This is a genomic window from Roseomonas sp. KE2513 (assembly GCF_016107305.1).
Taxonomy (GTDB): Bacteria; Pseudomonadota; Alphaproteobacteria; order Acetobacterales; family Acetobacteraceae; genus Roseomonas.
The window spans coordinates 37,531-53,810 of the sequence record NZ_RCVR01000031.1 but is presented as its reverse complement, the minus strand read 5'-3'; the positions used below and the strand labels follow the sequence as shown (position 1 = coordinate 53,810).

General features: G+C 69.0%; 10 protein-coding genes. 3 read left to right on the top strand and 7 right to left on the bottom strand.

Annotation, left to right across the window (positions count from 1 at the left end; translation table 11 throughout):
• Nucleotides 1-191: 191 nt before the first annotated feature.
• From D9599_RS23195 to D9599_RS23170, 6 genes are all read right to left on the bottom strand, one after another.
• A complete protein-coding gene (locus D9599_RS23195; protein WP_198383674.1) occupies nucleotides 192-1,178 on the bottom strand; it encodes a ring-cleaving dioxygenase in 987 nt (328 codons plus the stop codon).
• 147 nt (nucleotides 1,179-1,325) lie between these two features.
• Nucleotides 1,326-2,222, bottom strand: a complete 897-nt coding sequence (locus D9599_RS23190) for an AraC family transcriptional regulator (RefSeq protein ID WP_198383673.1) — start codon at nucleotides 2,220-2,222, stop codon at nucleotides 1,326-1,328.
• Nucleotides 2,223-2,524: 302 nt separating this feature from the next.
• Nucleotides 2,525-4,111: an ABC transporter substrate-binding protein gene (locus D9599_RS23185; RefSeq protein ID WP_198383672.1), complete on the bottom strand. Its 1,587-nt coding sequence runs from the start codon at nucleotides 4,109-4,111 to the stop codon at nucleotides 2,525-2,527.
• A gap of 99 nt (nucleotides 4,112-4,210) precedes the next feature.
• Nucleotides 4,211-5,812, bottom strand: coding sequence for a gamma-glutamyltransferase (gene ggt, locus D9599_RS23180; RefSeq protein WP_198383671.1), 1,602 nt, complete (start codon nucleotides 5,810-5,812; stop codon nucleotides 4,211-4,213).
• A complete protein-coding gene (locus D9599_RS23175; protein ID WP_198383670.1) occupies nucleotides 5,809-7,230 on the bottom strand; it encodes a dipeptidase in 1,422 nt (473 codons plus the stop codon). Before D9599_RS23175 ends, ggt (D9599_RS23180) begins: the two co-directional genes overlap by 4 nt.
• A 112-nt stretch (nucleotides 7,231-7,342) precedes the next feature.
• Entirely contained in the window at nucleotides 7,343-8,227 is an 885-nt protein-coding gene (locus tag D9599_RS23170) for a helix-turn-helix domain-containing protein (RefSeq protein WP_198383669.1), read from the bottom strand.
• Nucleotides 8,228-8,466: 239 nt separating this feature from the next.
• On the opposite strand from D9599_RS23170, the gene D9599_RS23165 reads away from it, so the two are divergent.
• Together D9599_RS23165 and ggt (D9599_RS23160) are read left to right on the top strand one after the other, a co-directional pair.
• Nucleotides 8,467-10,290 (top strand): CocE/NonD family hydrolase, encoded by a 1,824-nt coding sequence (locus D9599_RS23165; protein ID WP_198383668.1) that lies wholly within the window; start codon nucleotides 8,467-8,469, stop codon nucleotides 10,288-10,290.
• A 66-nt stretch (nucleotides 10,291-10,356) separates the two neighbouring features.
• On the top strand, nucleotides 10,357-11,976 hold the full coding sequence (gene ggt / locus D9599_RS23160) for a gamma-glutamyltransferase (RefSeq protein WP_198383667.1): 1,620 nt from the start codon (nucleotides 10,357-10,359) through the stop codon (nucleotides 11,974-11,976).
• Between the two features lie 34 nt (nucleotides 11,977-12,010).
• On the opposite strand, the gene putA is transcribed toward ggt (D9599_RS23160), so the two are convergent.
• Nucleotides 12,011-15,655, bottom strand: a complete 3,645-nt coding sequence (putA, locus tag D9599_RS23155) for a trifunctional transcriptional regulator/proline dehydrogenase/L-glutamate gamma-semialdehyde dehydrogenase (protein WP_198383666.1) — start codon at nucleotides 15,653-15,655, stop codon at nucleotides 12,011-12,013.
• Between the two features lie 119 nt (nucleotides 15,656-15,774).
• On the opposite strand from putA, the gene D9599_RS23150 reads away from it, so the two are divergent.
• A complete protein-coding gene (locus tag D9599_RS23150) occupies nucleotides 15,775-16,236 on the top strand; it encodes an Lrp/AsnC ligand binding domain-containing protein (RefSeq protein WP_198383665.1) in 462 nt (153 codons plus the stop codon).
• The last annotated feature ends 44 nt before the right edge of the window (nucleotides 16,237-16,280 follow it).

Sequence of the window (16,280 nt, the reverse complement as noted above, 5' to 3'; positions counted from 1 at the left end):
CGCGTACCGGACGCGCATCAAAGGCTGCCGACCCGCCCGTCTCCGGCACAGTCTGCGCCCACGCTAATCCGGAGGGCACGTATACGGTACCCATGCTGCCTCCTTGGAGGATCACGCCAGGCCGACGCGCGGTGCTCCGCTGCGTTCCCGCACGGCATGTGGTGCGTTGCGGGAACGGCCGGCCGGGTAGATCAGGCCGGCACCTTCCTGCCGAGGGAGGAAGCCGGCACCGTGATCGGCTCCAGCGGCGCAACGATCTCCGCCCGGCGGCTCTCGAACCAGGGCGGCAGCAGCAGCGTCCGGCCCAGCTCTTCCGCGGGCTCGTCCACCGTGAAGCCGATGTCGGAGGTGGCGAACTCACAGAGGATGCCGCCGGGCGAGCGGCAATAGACGGAGTGGAAGTAGTTTCGGTCCTTTGACTCCGAACAGTCCGTGTAGCCCATGCCGACAATCTGCTCGCGGAACTCCATCTGCTCCGCGTCGTTCCGCACGGCGAAGGCGACGTGGTGGACCGTACCCTCGCCGAAAGTCCAGCTTCCCTGCGGCACATCGGGGTCGTGGCGGACGACGACCGTGCAGCCCGGTCCGCCTTCCGCAATTTCGAACCGCTGGTAGCGCTCGTCCTCCGCGGTCTTGCGGAAGCCCACCGCGTCCACGAGGAAGCGTTCCTGCTCTATCCGGTCCCGAACTGACATGGTGACGGCATTGAAGCCGCGGACAGAGTCCTTCTCCTCAATCTCGTCGGTCGTCCAGCCCGCCCGGTCGTCGCGGTTATCGCCGACCATCTCGAACTCCAGACCGGAGGGGTGCTCGAAGCGGATGACGGACTGGCCCAGGCGCTGACGGATACCATCATTCGCCACGCCCAGGCGTTCCAGCCTCCGGGCCCAGAATTCCAGTGCATCCTCGGCGACGGAGTAACCGGTCACCGCCACCTGACCGGTGCCCTTGCGGCCTCGGATGCCCGCCTGGCGATAGGGAAAGGTGGTCATGATGGTGCCGAGCTGAGCGTCCCGGTTGCCATAGTAGAGATGGTAGATCGGCGTGCTTCCGTCGAAGAGGACGGTCTGCTTCACCATGCGCTGCCCGATGATGCGGGTGAAGAAGTCGATATCCTCCTGCGCCTTGCCGACGCATGAGGTGACGTGGTGCATCCCCGTCACGTAATCCTTGGCCATCGTTTCCTCCTTCGCGGCCTTTTGGCCTTGGCTGGATGTTAGGCAGGGAAGGCCGGGCCGGGCCTGCACAATCCGCGCGTGATCCCGTCATGAAACGCTCACGCAGGGCGCCCAGCGGCGCGCCCTACGGCCTCAGCCAGATACGGCTCAGCAGGATTGTCGGCGGAAGGCGGCGGGAGTGATGCCTGTAGCCCGTCGGAAGAGGTGAGTCAGGTGCTCCTGGCTCGCAAACCCGCATTCCAGCGCGATCTCGGCGATAGGGAGGCGTGACCCCGTGAGCAGGAGGCGGGCCGCCTCGACGCGGAGCTGGATCAGATACTGGTGCGGCGGCTTGCCCAGGACCTGGCGGAAGCGCCTTGTGAGCTGGACAGGGCCGCAGGAACTCGCCGCAGCGATGTCGGCGAGGGTGATGGACCGGTGAAGGTTGGCCCGCATGAAGTCTATTGCCGGCGCAATGTCACGAGCCCTAACCGTCTTCGCCTGGGCCGCGGCGGACGGGCTGCTGGAGTGCCGCCGGATGAGCCTTGCGGCGATCGCGGCCGCGAGGTGGTCCACGTAGCAGTTGTTTGCGGGATGTCCGTCGGCGAGCACGTCTCGCACAGCCAGCAGAAGATGGGTGAGGGCCGGGTCCACGTCCCCGAAGCGGGGGATGACCTCCAGACGGGACGGGTCACCGATCTCGCACTCTGCAGCCACCGCACGAAGGACCGCGTCCGAGAGGTAAAGGTGAAGGCTGGTCAGCGGCGCGCGCAGGCGAACGCCGAAGACTGTGCCACCGGGAATGATATGTGTCCCTCCCTCCGGGATGAGAGAGGTGCCGCGGCCCTGAGAAAGCTCCCGCTCTACCGGGACGGGCCCGTCCATGTGGAGGACGAGCAGGTGGTCCTGCACGCCTGGGCAATTGTGCTCATAAGGCTGCTCGCGCTGAGTCGAGGCATACAGTGATCGCCAGCCCTGGGACAGGCTGGACAGGTACTCCGTCACCCCAGCGCGGAACAGCATCCCGTGCGCAAGGCAGGAGGAATAGGGCTGAGTCACTGCCATGACAGGTTTGGGCCCACCGTGCTCCGGTGATGATGCCCGGATCAGTTTGGCAATGCCAGTGCAACAGAGTTCCGTGTGAAGCTCTCATCGTTCGACGCCTCCGGCATACCCGGAGCGCTTCAAACCGGTCAGGACGAAACTGATCGCCTTTGGCGCTTCCGAAGCGCTCAAGGAGGCCCAGTACCGACACCCTGAAAGGTCAGGACGGCGCAAGTCCAGGCATGATGCAGCGAAGGTGGGGATGAGCCGGCGTCATCCCCACCCGCTGACGAGGTCCGCTCCAGTCGAAGGGGCGGTTTGTCTCAGGCCGGCTTGATGTCCATCGCCAGCGTCCGCTCGTCTCGCCGCGGTTGGATCGAGATGTCCTTCCGCGTGGCCCAGAGATTCTCGAGCATCAGGATCGGCATAATGGGAATATCCACCATGGTCCGCTCCGTGACGCTGATCAGAAGCCTTTCGCGCTTGGCCTCATCCATCTCCTCCACCGCCTCGAAAATGTACCGATCCAGTTCCGGGTTGGAGTAGAGCCCGTAGTTGTAGGAACCCCGGTTCCTCGATTTGTCCTGAGTGGCGATGCAGTTCGTCAGCATGTATCCGCCCTCGAAAGTGGGGCTGCCCCAGCCCCAGAGCGCCATGGAGAACTCCTGCCGCGTTCCCCGGCCGAAGAAGCTGCTCCAGGGCAGCGCCTCGACGTTCGTCTGCACGCCGATGCGCGCCCACATCTGGGCAACGGCCTGGGCGAGCCGCGCGTCGTTCGGGTACCGGTCGTTCGGCGTGTGAAGGGTGAGGCGGAAACCCTGGCCCAACCCGGCCTCTGCGAGAAGCTGTCGCGCGCGGTTCGGGTTGTACTCAGGAACCGTGACGCCGGGCGCGTAGGAGTAGCCGCCCTCCGGCATCCACTGGTTCGTGGGTGCGGCGGTGTTCAGCATGATCCTGTCCGCCAGGGCCGAGCGCTGGATGGAGCAGGAGAGCGCCTCGCGCACCCGACGGTCGCGGAACGGGTTCTTCGGGAGGGGCTGGCCGTTGTTCCCCAGCACGAAGGGGCTCTCGCCCTCGCGAGAGAAGTCGGGGACAAGGTACATGCAGCGGATGCCGCCCACCGAAACCACCGATACCTGTGGCTCGCTCCGCAGCTTCGGAAGATCGCTGACCGAGGGCGTGTCGATCACGCCCACATCGCCGGAGAGCAGCGCCGCGCTGCGTGCCGCCGGGTTAGAGAGCAATCGTAGCGTCACCTTCTCCCAGGGCTGCTTCGGCCCCCACCAGCCGTCGAATCGCCGCATCTCCACGCGGCTGCCGGGTGTGAAGGAAACGAAGCGGTACGGGCCCGTTCCGATGGCGGCTTTGCCGGAGTTGTAGTCGGCGGTCGAGGCACCCTCGCCGGCACGGCGGGAGAGGATGCCGACATAGGTTAGGTTCAGCAGCAGATCCGGTGCGGGCTGGTGGGTGTGGACGCGGAGCGTCAGCGCGTCCGGCACCTCCAACCGGCTGACAGCGCGCAGGAAGGTGCCGAATCCGCCCGGGCTGTTCGGCACGTTTGGCGCGCGCTCGAAGGTGAAGACGACGTCGTCGGCCGTCAGCTCGCCGCCGTCGTGGAACTTCACGCCCGGGCGCAGCTTGAACTCCCAGAGGGTGTCGCTGATGGATCTCCAGCTCTCCGCAAGCACGGGCACAAGCTTGCCGTCCGGCGTCCGGTCCACCAACCGTTCGAACATGTGCATCGCCACGGTGTGGTTCGGCGTCGCGTGGAAGAAATGCGGGTCGATCGTCGTAAAGGCTCCGCCGAGCCCGATCTCCAGATCGGTGCCGGCGGCCCGGGCGCCGCGGGGAAGCACGGTCGGGAAGACGGTCAGCGACGCTGCCGCCGCCAGAAGGTTACGGCGCTGCATGGGACATCTCCTTCACCATTCCTGCCTCTCTTGCCCGCCATCGCCGCGGGAGAAGCGCTATTCGCATCACCCGGCTTTACCGGGAAGGCCTCTTCCGGCTCACGCCGCCAGCGCCACGCCATCGCGCTGCGGGTCCGCACCACCCGTCAGCCGCCCGTCCTCCACGCGAATGGCATGGATCGCCGCGAAGGCGAAGCCCATGTAGGAGCGGGCGATCGGGTAGCCCTGCGCCTCCAGGGCGTCGGTCACGTAGCGCGGGATGCGGTTTGATACGTCGATCGTGTCGCTGTTGACAGAAATGCGCGGCGCGGCGACAGCCTCGAACATCGTCATGCCGAAGTCGATCACGTTGCTGATTCCCTGTGTGAGGGCCGGCACGATGGCGGTGCCCCCCGGTGCGCCAAGGACGATGTAGGGGGCATCCCCCCGGAATACGATCGTCGGGCACTGGGAGGACGTCCGGCTCTTCCCTGGCGCGATGGATCCCGCACGCCCGGGGCGGGGATCGAAGCCGTTCATCAGCCCGTTGTACATGAAGCCCATCCCGTCCGTGATGACGCCGGAGGGATTGCCGAGCGTGTGCGTCAGTGCCACCGCATTGCCCTCGGCGTCCATGACCGTGACATGGGTGGTGTCGGCCGCCTCGTAGGGCATGCGGGCGACATGCGCCTTCTCCCCGCGCCGGATGCGGGCCGCGATCTCTGCCGCACGGTCCTTCGAGAGCAGCATCTCCACGGGAACCTCGACAAATTCCGGGTCACCGATATGGGTGTCCTTGTCGATGGCCACCTGCTTCATCGCCTCCGCGAGGATGCGGAGGTGCTCGGCGCTGCCGTGCTCCAGCGCGCCGATGTCGAACCTCTCCAGTATGTGCAGCAGCTGCACGAGGCTCAGCCCGCCGCCGGGTGCCTGCAGGCTGGCCACGCGGTGACCGCGATAGCTGCCCCATACGGGATCGCTGCGCAGGGTACGGTAGTTCCGCAGGTCCTCTATGGAGAGCAGGCCGCCATGGCGCCGGAAGTCCGCAACGATTTCCTCCGCCATCTCCCCGCAGTAGAAGACATCCGGCCCGTGCCGTGCGATCCGCTCCAGCGAGCGCGCCATGTCGGGGTTGGAGACGGTCTGGCCCGGCCTCTTCGGCGTTCCGTCCGGCGCACAGTAGATCTCGCGCCCTGTGCTGCTGAAGCGAAGGAGGTCCGCGGGGTTCAGCATCCCCGTCGCGCGCTGGTCCAGCGTCCAGTAGTAGTGGACATAGGGGCGCACCATGAAGCCGCTCCGTGCTTGCTCGATAGCCGGACGCATGACGTCGGCCAGCTCCATCGTACCGAAGTCGGAGAGGGCGTCGGTGTAGCCGCGCAGATTCCCGGGCGTCCCTGGGGCCAGGTAGCCGATCTCGTTCACGTGGTCCTTGACGAGATAGGCGAAGCCGTCACGGGACTGGCCCGTCACGATGTCCGTCCACATCTCCGGCCGCGCCGCGCGCGGGGCGCGGGCGTAGAAGGTCAGGTGCTGGTGAACGCCGCGATGGGGCATGTAGACCTGCATGGTCCCGTAGCCCGCGATTCCCGTCATCAGCGGGTCCACTACGCCCTGCACGAAGGCCGCGGCGATCGCAGCGTCGACCGCGTTGCCGCCCCGCCGAAGCGTCAGCACCCCGGCCTCAGCCGCCTCTGGCTGGGCCGCCACCACCATGCCCTTCATGCCGGGCCTCCCCTCACGGTGCGCCGGAATGGCGCAAAATCCGCCTCTGCCATCCCGCCCAACTCGGTCAGCAGCATCGCCCAGGCCTGCAGCCCGAGCGGGATGGAATCGAGGTGGAAGAACTCGTTCGGCGCGTGCACGTCCTCGTCCGGCAGGTTGAAGCCGAACATCAGCGTGTCGATCCCAAGCAGCTCCTGGAACAGCGCCGTCACCGGCACTGTGGCACCGAGCCGCACCGGCACCGGTGGTCGTCCCATCAGCCGCTCCAGCACCGCCGAGCCCGCGCGCAGCAGGGGATGGTCCTCCGCGAGGCTCGAAGCGGGGGAATTGCCGCTCTTCGGCGTGATCCGCAGCGAAACACCGGAGGGGCAGTGGCGCGCGAGGTGCTCGGCCACCACCGCCACCGCCCGCTCCGGATCCTGGCCGGGAACGAGGCGCATGGTGATCTTAGCGAAGGCCTCGTCCGGGATCACGGTCTTGCTGCCCGCGCCCGTGTAGCCGCCCCACATCCCGTTCACGTCGATGGCCGGGCGCAGCGTCAGGCGCTCGCGCAGAGTGTAACCGGGCTCGCCGAAGGCGGCAGCGCCCACCTCACCGCAAAAGGTGGCCTCGTCCAGCGGGAAGGCCGCCGTGTCGGTCCGCTGATTTGGGGTCAACGCCGGCACGGCCGCCAGGAAGCCCTGCACGGCGATCCGCCCCTCCGCATCGTGCAAGGAGGCGACCAGCCGCGCCATCTCGTGCAGTGCGTTGCGCACGGCGCCGCCGTAGCGGCCGGAATGCAGCTCCTTGTCAGCGCTGCGCAGCGCCACTTCCAGGCCCGCGATTCCGCGCGCGCCGACATTGATGGTAGGGATGGTCTCGCTCGCACGGCCGCCATCGGCCGAGATCACGGCGTCGGCTCGCAGCAGCTCACCGTGACGCCGTACCAGCTCGCGCAGGCTGGGGCTGCCGGTCTCCTCCTCGCCCTCCAGGAAAAACTTCAGGTTCGCCGGGCAACGCCCGGTCACGCGGAGGAACGCGGCCACCGCTTCGATCGCGATGGTGGTGGAGCCCTTCACGTCCGAGGCGCCGCGCGCATAAAGGCGCCCGCCCTTTTGCACGGGCTCGAAGGGGTCGGTACGCCAGGCCGCGAGGGGGGCAGGGGGCTGCACGTCGTAGTGGCCGTAGACCAGCAGGGTGGGGCGGCCCGGCGCCCCCTCCCAGGCCGCGTAGACGGCAGGCTCGCCGCCGCCGTCCAGCAGCCGCACGTCGGAGAGGCCGATCCCGCGCAGCCAGTCCAGCAGGAAGTCGCGCGCGGCCTCCATCCCCTCCGCGAAGCCCGGATCGGCGCTGACGCTCGGCAGGCGCAGGAAGGCGTCCAGCCGGGCGCGGATGGCTCCCTGCCGGCCCATCAGGTCGTCGATGACCGATTTTGTCATCCTGGCGCTCCCCCAACCGCCTGTCGGCGGCCTACTGGCGCAGGGACGTTAGGGCAGGCGCACCCGCTCCACCCATCGGAAACGGCGGAAATCGTGCTGATCCTGCTCCAGGCTAGGCGGGCCCGTTCCGATACGCCCGCGGCGTGATGCCCATTCGGGCGTGGAAGACGCGGGAGAAGTGGGAGGCGTCCTTGAAGCCGCAGTCGAGAGCCACGGCCAGAACACCGTCCCGGCCCTCCCGCAGCAGCCCGCAGGCGTGGGCGATGCGCGCCTCTTGCAGGTAGCGGTGTGGCGTGCGGCCGGTCGCGCCGCGGAAGAGCCTGGCGAAGTGGAACTCGCTGTAGCCGGCCGCGCCCGCCATCTCCGCCACCGTCAACTCCTCCGCCAGCCGGGCGCGGACCAGCGCTTCAACCCGCCGCAGGCGGGCCGGTGAAAGGGCGAGGGACGGGGTGGGCGGGCTGGACGGGGCGGGAAGGTGATAACGACGCAGCAGGTGGGCGACCAGCGCCCGGCAGAGACCGTCCGCCAGTTCCGTCAGATAAGGTCCGCCACCCTCCATCGCGTCGAGAACCTGCAGGCCCAGCTGCCGGATGAGGGTGTCGGACCCGTATAGCGGGTCTGACAAGGTGAATGGTCCGCACCCTCGCCCGGCCACCGACCGGAAGGCCCGCGGCGGCAGCATGACGTGCAGCAGGTCGAAGGGATCGGCTGTGGACCAGCGGCGTTCCACCCCGGGAGGCACGATCCGCACCGCGTGGGGCCCGATGGGACCGGCCCAGACCTTCCTCTGCCCCAGCCAGGCCTCCGCCCGCATGGGGCGAAGGTTGAGCGAGACGATGGTGTGGTCGGACAGCAGCGGCCGCATCTCAAAGGCGCTGGCCCCGTCGCGACTCCAGCGGATCACCGACGTGCCGGTGGAGGGCAGGTCGAGCAGGGCCGCGGCCGGTCGCATGCCCCACCCCGCTTGGCGCTCCTGCATGAAGTCCGCGCCCGGCATGCTCTGCTCCTCGCTCCTGCCCTCGTGCGTCCCGAGTCTGCGCATCGAAGCAGCCACAAGCAAAGACCTGGCATGTTGAGGAATCTACGGCGCCCGCGCCAGGGCCTCACCGCTCCGGGTGGTGCGACGCCGGTCCCCTGGCCGTCGCGGGGGTTTGACGCGGTCCGCCTGCCGGTCCATCGCTGGCCGCCCGCGACGAGGTTCCACCCCGTCCAGCCGGGACGCACGAGAGGAGCCGCATGTCCGACAGCGACCGCGACAGCACCGCCTGGAAGGTATCGCCGAGCGCCTACGCGGCCAGGCGGGAGGCGCCCTTCGCCCTGCCGGCCCAGCCGCTTTCCCGCTACCTGCCGATGCGGGACGGCTGCCGGATCGCGCTGGATGCCTGGCTGCCCGAGGGCGCGACGGGACCAGTGCCGGCGGTGCTGATCCTGACGCCCTACTATCGCCGCTTCGCCGTCGCACCAGGAAGCGAAGCCGATCCCATCCCGAATGCGGGTAAGTTCGTGCGACACCTGGTCCCGCGCGGCTACGCGGTAGTGGTGGTGGACGTGCGCGGCACCGGCGCCAGCTTCGGCACGCGCGACAGCTTCCGCTCGCCCAAGGAGCGCGAAGACAGCTACCAGATTGCCGATTGGGTGGTGGCGCAGCCCTGGTCCGACGGGCGCATCGGCGCGACCGGTATCTCCTATCCCGGCGCCGCCTCGGATTTCCTGGCGAGCACAGGGCATCCTGCGGTGAAGGCAATCGCGCCGCTCTTCGCCGTCTGGGACACATATGCCGACAACTACTACCCCGGCGGCATCCTGCTGAAGGAACTGGCCCGGTCCTATGACGAGCTGATGGTCGCTATGGATCACGACCGGCGCGACCTGCTGCGGGACTACGTCTACTACGCCAACCCCGACTTGCGTGGCCCGCACCCCGTGGACGAGGATCCGGAGGGCGCGCTGCTCGCCCAGGCGATCCACGAGCACCTCGGCAACTTCCGCCAGCCCGACTTCATGGGCGAGTTCCGCTTCCGCGAAGAGGCGCTGCCCTACGACCCCGGCTTCTCCTCCGCCTCCTTCAGCCCCTACTCCGTGCGGGACGGCATCCGGCCGGACGTTGCGGTTCTCGCCTGCTCCGGCTGGATGGACGGCGCGGGCTACGCGAACGGCGCGATCAGCCGCTTCCTGACGCTGAAGAGCAACCCGGTCCACCTGCTTCTCGGCCCCTGGGATCACGGGGCGCGCTGCAACGTCTCCCCTTGGCGACGGGAAACGGCCCCCGATTTCGACCTGCTCGGCGAGCTGACGCGCTTCCTCGACCACTACCTCATGGGGCGCGACACCGGCCTCGATGCTGAGGAGCGGGTCCATTACTTCGCGATGCACGCGGAGAGATGGTGCGGCGCGCCGTTCTGGCCGCCGGTGCCCGAGACGCGCCGCCTCGCCTTCGCGGCCGGGGGTGCGCTGGCCGAGGCGCCGGACGAGGAAGGGGAGGACAGCACCCGCGCCGACTTCGCGGCCGGCTCCGGCCGCGGCACGCGCTACGAGCGCATCGCGGGCATCAACAGCACCACTTACTACGCGGACTGGGCGGAGCGGCAGGCAGAGTTGCTCTCCTGGACCTCCCAGCCACTCGCGGTGGACAGCGAAATGGCGGGGCACGGCCTTGCCGACCTCTGGATCGCGTCCTCTGAGCCGGACGCCGCCCTCTTTGTTTACCTCTCCGAGGTCGAGGTGGACGGGACCGTGCGCTACGTCACTGAGGGGCTGCTGCGCGCCCTGCACCGCAAGGAGAGCCCGGCACCCGCCTCCTATCGCACCACCTGGCCCTTCCGCTCCTTCCGCCGCGAGGACGCGGCGCCGCTTGTCCCGGGTAGGGCGGAGCGCATCCGCATCCCGTTGCTGCCCACGGCCTGGCGCTTCCGCGCGGGCAGCCGCATCCGGCTCTCCATCGCCGGCGCCGACGCGGATCACTGCGTGCAGGTGCCCCATGGCCGCCCGCCCGTGCTGACCGTGCTGCGCGGCGGCGACCGCGCTTCCTTCCTTGAGCTGCCCTTGCGGGCTATCGACTGACAAAGAGACACCCCGCCGCCCCATCACCGGGACGGCTGGTTCTCGCCGGATCTGTGGAGAGCGACAATGCGTGGCATGGTGGTGGCGGCGCAGCCGGAGGCGGCCGAGGCCGGGGTGGAGGTGCTGCGGGCTGGCGGCAACGCGGTGGACGCCGCCATTGCCTGCGCCTTCAGCCAGGGCGTGGTGGATCCGCAGATGTGCGGCCTGGCCGGCTTTGGGGCGATGCAGGTCTGCATGCCCAGCCAGGGGGTGCATACGGTGCTGGAATTCTTCGCCCGCGCCCCGCTTTCCGCCACGCCGGAGATGTGGGCGGACAAGTTCGTGGGCCAGTCGCGGGACGGCTTTGTTTTCCTGCTGAACGACAGGAGCAATGACGCCGGTTACGGCTCCATCGGCACCCCCGGCAACGTGGCCGGCTACGCGGAGGCGCTCTCGCGCTTCGGCACCATGCCGCTGCGGGAAGTGATGGCCCCCGCGATCGCCCAGGCCCATCGAGGCGTGATGGTACGGCCCTACATGCACTACTATTGGGCAATCGACCACGGCGGCGACGGCCAGGTCAACGTGGAGGACAAGCTGCGCTTCAGCAGGACGGGGCGGCAGGTGTACTTCCGCGCCGACGGCAGGCTGAAGCGCCCGGGCGACACGCTGCGTAACCCCGACATGGCCCGCACGCTGGAGCGGATCGCGGAGGGCGGCGCCGATGTGTTCTACCGCGGTGACGTCGCGCGCGAGATGGCGGCCGACATGGCCGCCCATGGCGGCCTGATCACGATGGAGGATCTGGCGGCCTACCGCGTGCGCGAGAAGGTGCCGGTCTGGGGGAACTATCGCGGTCTTCGCGTTTCCTCCAACCCGCCGCCCGCCGGTGGCGGATGCTTGATCGAGTTACTCGGCATTCTCGAGCACTTCGACCTCGCTTCCATGGAGCACGGCTGCCCCGAGCACCTGCGTGTGCTGGCCGAAGCGATGAAGTGGATGACTGTGGACAAGGACGCCCACATGGGCGATCCGGACTTCGTGGACGTGCCGCTGGAGCGCCTGCTGTCTCGCGAGCACACCGGAGCGGTGGCCGCCCGTATCCGCGCCAGGGAGAAGGCGCGCGTGATCCGAGCCGAGGAGCCGCGCGACCCGCCCGACACGACTGTGGTCTGCGTGGTGGACGGGCAGGGCGGCGCGGTCGCGCTGACGCACACTCTCGGCATTCCCTCCGGCGTCATCACCGATGGGCTGGGCTTCATGTACAATGGCTGCATGAGCGGGTTCGACCCGCGCCCGGGCCGTGCCGCCTCCATCGCGCCGGGCAAGAGCCGCGCGAGCGCCATGGCGCCGACCATGCTCTTCGACGGCGGATCGGAAGATGGGGCGCCCTGCATGGTGCTGGCCGCGCCCGGCGGCACCTACATCGTGCCGGCCCTGGCGCAGGCGGTCATGAACGTGGTTGATTTCGGCATGAGCATGAGCGACGCGGTGGCCGCGCCGCGCATCGTCGCGCTGAGCGACACGATCGACCTGTGCAACCGCATCCCGCACGCCACGCAGGCGGCGCTGGAGGCCATGGGCTATCCTGTCGCCCGGTCCTACCAGAGCCACGCCTTCGGCGCGCCGCACGGCTTACTGGTCCGGGATGGCCGCTGCACCGGCGGCGCCGACCCGCAGCGGGACGGCGTGGCGATGGCGGCCTGACGCCCCGCAGGCCGCCAGAGGCGGGGCGGCCGGGTCAGAGGCTCATCAGGCTGGCGTTCCCGCCGGCCGCCGCGGTGTTGGTGCTCGTGGAGCGCTCCGCCACCAGCATGTCGAGCGGGTAGAGGCCGTCCCGCTCGGTGATGACCGGGCGGATGGGTCCAGGAGCTTCCGCGACCTCCCGCAGCAAGCCGTGCAAAGACCCCTCGCCACCCTCGAAGAGGACAGCGTCAGCCATGCCGACGCCACCTTCGCCGACTTGGGCCGTGGCGGACGGTGGCAGTTCCCCAAGCTTGGCGAAATCCGCTGCCGAGATCCGCGCGGAATTGCCGGTGGCCAGGCACGCCGCGAGTTGCACGAGCAGCCCGTCGCGCGTCGCGGCGCGGCACAGCACGGTGCCGCGGGGGTGCAGGGCATAGAGATTCCGCTCGCCCACCGGGCCGGGCAGCTCGATCTCCAGCCCAGCCCGCGCGGGCGCGCCCTGGCGGGCGCAGCGGTCAGCCAGTGCGGCCTCATCCCGCGCCCGCAGCCAGTCCGTCAGAGCGTGCAGGGCGCGAAGGGGCGGCGTGGCGGGAAGAGGTGGCTCAGCCGGGCAGGCCGAGAGGAGGCGGCGCAAGTAGAGCGGCCCGCCCGCCTTCGGGCCCGTGCCAGACAGGCCGTGGCCGCCGAAGGGCTGCACGCCGACCACAGCGCCGATCAGGTTGCGATTGACGTAGATGTTGCCCGCGCCTGATCGGGCCGTGAGGCGCTCGATTGTCTCGTCGATGCGGGAGTGCACGCCGAAGGTCAGGCCGTAGCCGGTGGCGTTGATGTCGCGCATCAGCGCGTCCATCCCATCGCGTGGGAAGCGCAGAACGTGCAGCACGGGGCCGAAGATCTCTCGCTTCAGCTCCGCGATGCCGCTGATCTCGATGATGACCGGCGCGACGAAGCTGCCGTGGCGGCACGTCTCCGGCAGGGATAGCGCGTGCACCGGGCGGCCTGCCTCGCGCATGGCATCCACATGGCTCTGGATGCCGGCCCGCGCCTCCTCGGTAATGACGGGGCCGACATCGATGGAGAGCCGGTCGGGGTTGCCGACCGAAAGCTCGGCCAGCGCGCCCTTGAGCATCGTCACCACCCTCTCCGCCACGTCGTCCTGCAGGCAGAGCACGCGAAGGGCGGAGCAGCGCTGGCCCGCGCTATCGAAGGCAGAGGCGAGAACGTCCGCTACTACCTGCTCCGGCAGCGCCGAGCTATCCACCACCAGCGCGTTCTGCCCGCCCGTTTCCGCGATGAAGGGGATGGGCTGGCGCGTGGCGCCCAAGCGCCCGGCGAGCTGGCGCTGGATCTGTTGCGCGACGTCGGTGGAGCCGGTGAACATCACGCCCTGCGTGCGCGGGTCGGCGACCAGCCGCGCCCCCACCCTGCCATCACCAGGCAGGAGCTGAAGGACAGCGGGCGGCACCCCTGCATCGCGCAGCAGGCCCACAACCAGGGAGGCGATCAGCGGCACCTCCTCGGCCGGCTTCGCCAGCACGGGATTCCCTGCCACGAGCGCGGCCGCGACCTGCCCCGTAAAGATGGCCACCGGGAAGTTCCAAGGCGAGATGCAGACCACAGGGCCGAGCGGGCGGTGCTCCGCGCCGAAGCCACGCGCCTGCGCGGCGTAGTAGCGCAGAAAGTCCACGGCTTCCCGCACCTCACCGACCGCGTTGGGCAGAGATTTGCCGGCTTCGCGAATGATAGGGCCGAGCAGCCGGGCCATGCGGGCTTCCATCAGCCCGGCCGCGCGCTCCAGCATGGCGGCGCGCTCCGCGGGCGGCACGGCAGCCCAGCCAGGCGCGGCTGCCTCGGCCTGTGCCAGGGCGGCGTCCACGATGTCGTCCGCCGCCTCCACGACGTGGCCCACCAGGTCACGACGGTCCGCGGGGTTGCGGACCTCCCGGGCCTCGCCATCCATGGCGCCGCTGCCCAGCAGAGGAGCCGCGCGGACCGGTGCGGCACCCCCCTGCAAAGCCTCCGCCAGCGCGGCGAGGCGATCCTCGTTCGTCAGGTCCAGCCCGGCGGAGTTGCGGCGCGTATCACCGAACAGGTCGCGCGGCTGCGCGATGCCGTCATGCGGGCGGCCGAGTGGCGAAAGGGAGCGCGCCTCCGCCACCGGGTCCGCTATCAGCACCTCCACCGGCACGTCCGGGTCGTTGATGCGGTTCACGAAGGAGGAGTTGGCGCCGTTCTCCAGCAGGCGACGGACGAGATAGGCCAGCAGCGTCTCGTGCGTGCCCACGGGGGCGTAGATGCGGCAGGGGCGATTGAGGCGGTCATGCCCGACCACCTCCTCGTAGAGCGGCTCCCCCATGCCGTGCAGGCACTGGAACTCGTACTGCCGCGGGTGCCATGCCGCCGGGTTCGCCATCTCGTGGATCGCGGCCACGGTACGCGCGTTGTGGGTGGCGAATTGCGGGAAGACCGCATCGTGCGCTGCCAGGAGCCTGCGGGCGCAGGCGAGGTAGGAAACGTCCGTGTGGATCTTGCGCGTAAAGACGGGAAAGCCCTCCAGGCCGTCCACCTGGGCGCGCTTGATCTCGCTGTCCCAGTAAGCACCCTTGACCAGCCTCACCATCATGCGCCGCCCTGTGCGGCGGGCGAGATCGACGACAAAGTCGATGACGAAGGGTGCGCGGCGCTGATAGGCCTGAATGACGAAGCCCACGCCGTTCCATCCTGCCAGCGCCTCGTCCTGGCAAAGGCCTTCCAGCAGATCGAGCGAGAGCTCCAGTCGGTCGGCCTCTTCCGCGTCGATGTTCAACCCAATGTCGTAACGGCGGGCCAGCGCTGCCAGCCCGACGACGCGCGGGAGCAACTCCGCCATCACCCGGGCCCTCTGCGCGCGGCCATACCGCGGGTGCAGGGCAGAGAGCTTGATGGAGATGCCCGGGCCTTCGACAATGCCGCGCCCCGCCGAGGCCTGTCCGATGGCGTGGATTGCGTTCTCGTAGTCCCGCAGATAGCGCGCGGCGTCTTCGGCTGTCGTCGCGGCCTCGCCGAGCATGTCGTAGGAGTAGCGGAACCCCTTCGCCTCCAGCGCGCGGCTGCGCGCAAGTGCCTCCTCGATCGTCTGGCCCGTGACGAATTGCTCGCCCATCATCCGCATGGCGAGGTCGACGCCCCGGCGGATAACTGGCTCCCCCGCGCGGGCGATCAACCGGGTCAACGTCGCGCCCAGCCCCGCCTCGCTGCTGGTGGAGGAGAGCCGACCCGTGACCACCAACCCCCAGGTGGCGGCATTGACGAAAAGGGAAGGGGAATGGCCGAGATGGGCAGCCCAGTCCCCGCCGCCAAGCTTGTCGCGGATCAGGGCGTCGCGCGTGGCGGCATCGGGTACGCGCAGCAGAGCCTCGGCGAGGCACATCAGTGCCACCCCTTCCTGACTGGAGAGCGAGAACTCCTGCACCAGCGCCTCCACCCCGCCACCCCGGCGCTTGGTGCGGAGCGCCGCGACGAGGCGGCGGGCGAGGGAGGCAGCTCTTGCATCCGCCTCCTGCGGCAGCGCGGCTGCCTCGACCAGAGAGGGCAGGCACCTTTCCTCAAGGCGTCGGTAGGCCGCCGTCACGGCCGCGCGCAGCGGTGCCTGAGGCCACACTTCGTCGGCAAGAGGCTGAAACGGCCTCCAGCCGGCATCGGGAAGGGCGGCGGTGCTCATCGTCGCGTCGGTCCTAAAGGGGCGGAGCCAGACTAAGGGTGGTTGCGCCGGATCAACATGCGATAGATAGGACGACTTGCCGCAGGATTCACTAACTCGGTCCGGAGTGGGCGTGAAAGATGCAGGATCTGGACCGAACCGACCGTTTGATGCTGGCCATCCTCCAGCGGGAAGGGCGGATCACCAACCTCGAACTCTCCGACCGCATCGGTCTGTCTCCCACGGCCACGAGCGAGCGGATGCGGCGACTGCTGAAGGAGGGGCTGGTGACGGGCTTCGGCGCCCGGCTCGACCCACATCGGCTGGGCTTCGGCCTTTTAATCTTCGTCGAGGTGCTGCTCGACAAGACCACGCCGGATGTTTTCGAGCGCTTCTCCGAGGCCGTGAACCGCGCCCCCGAGGTCCTGGAGTGCCACATGGTCGCGGGCGGCTTCGACTATCTCGTGAAAACCCGCGTTCGCGACATGGCCGCTTACCGCGATTTCCTGGGCAAGGTACTGCTCGGCCTGCCCGGAGTCCGCGAGACGCGAACCTACGCCGTTATGGAGGAGGTGAAGACGAACGGCCCGTTGCCGCTGTAGTCGCGCGGGCCCTGGGGCTTCCGAGCCTAGGGGGCGCGCGAGAG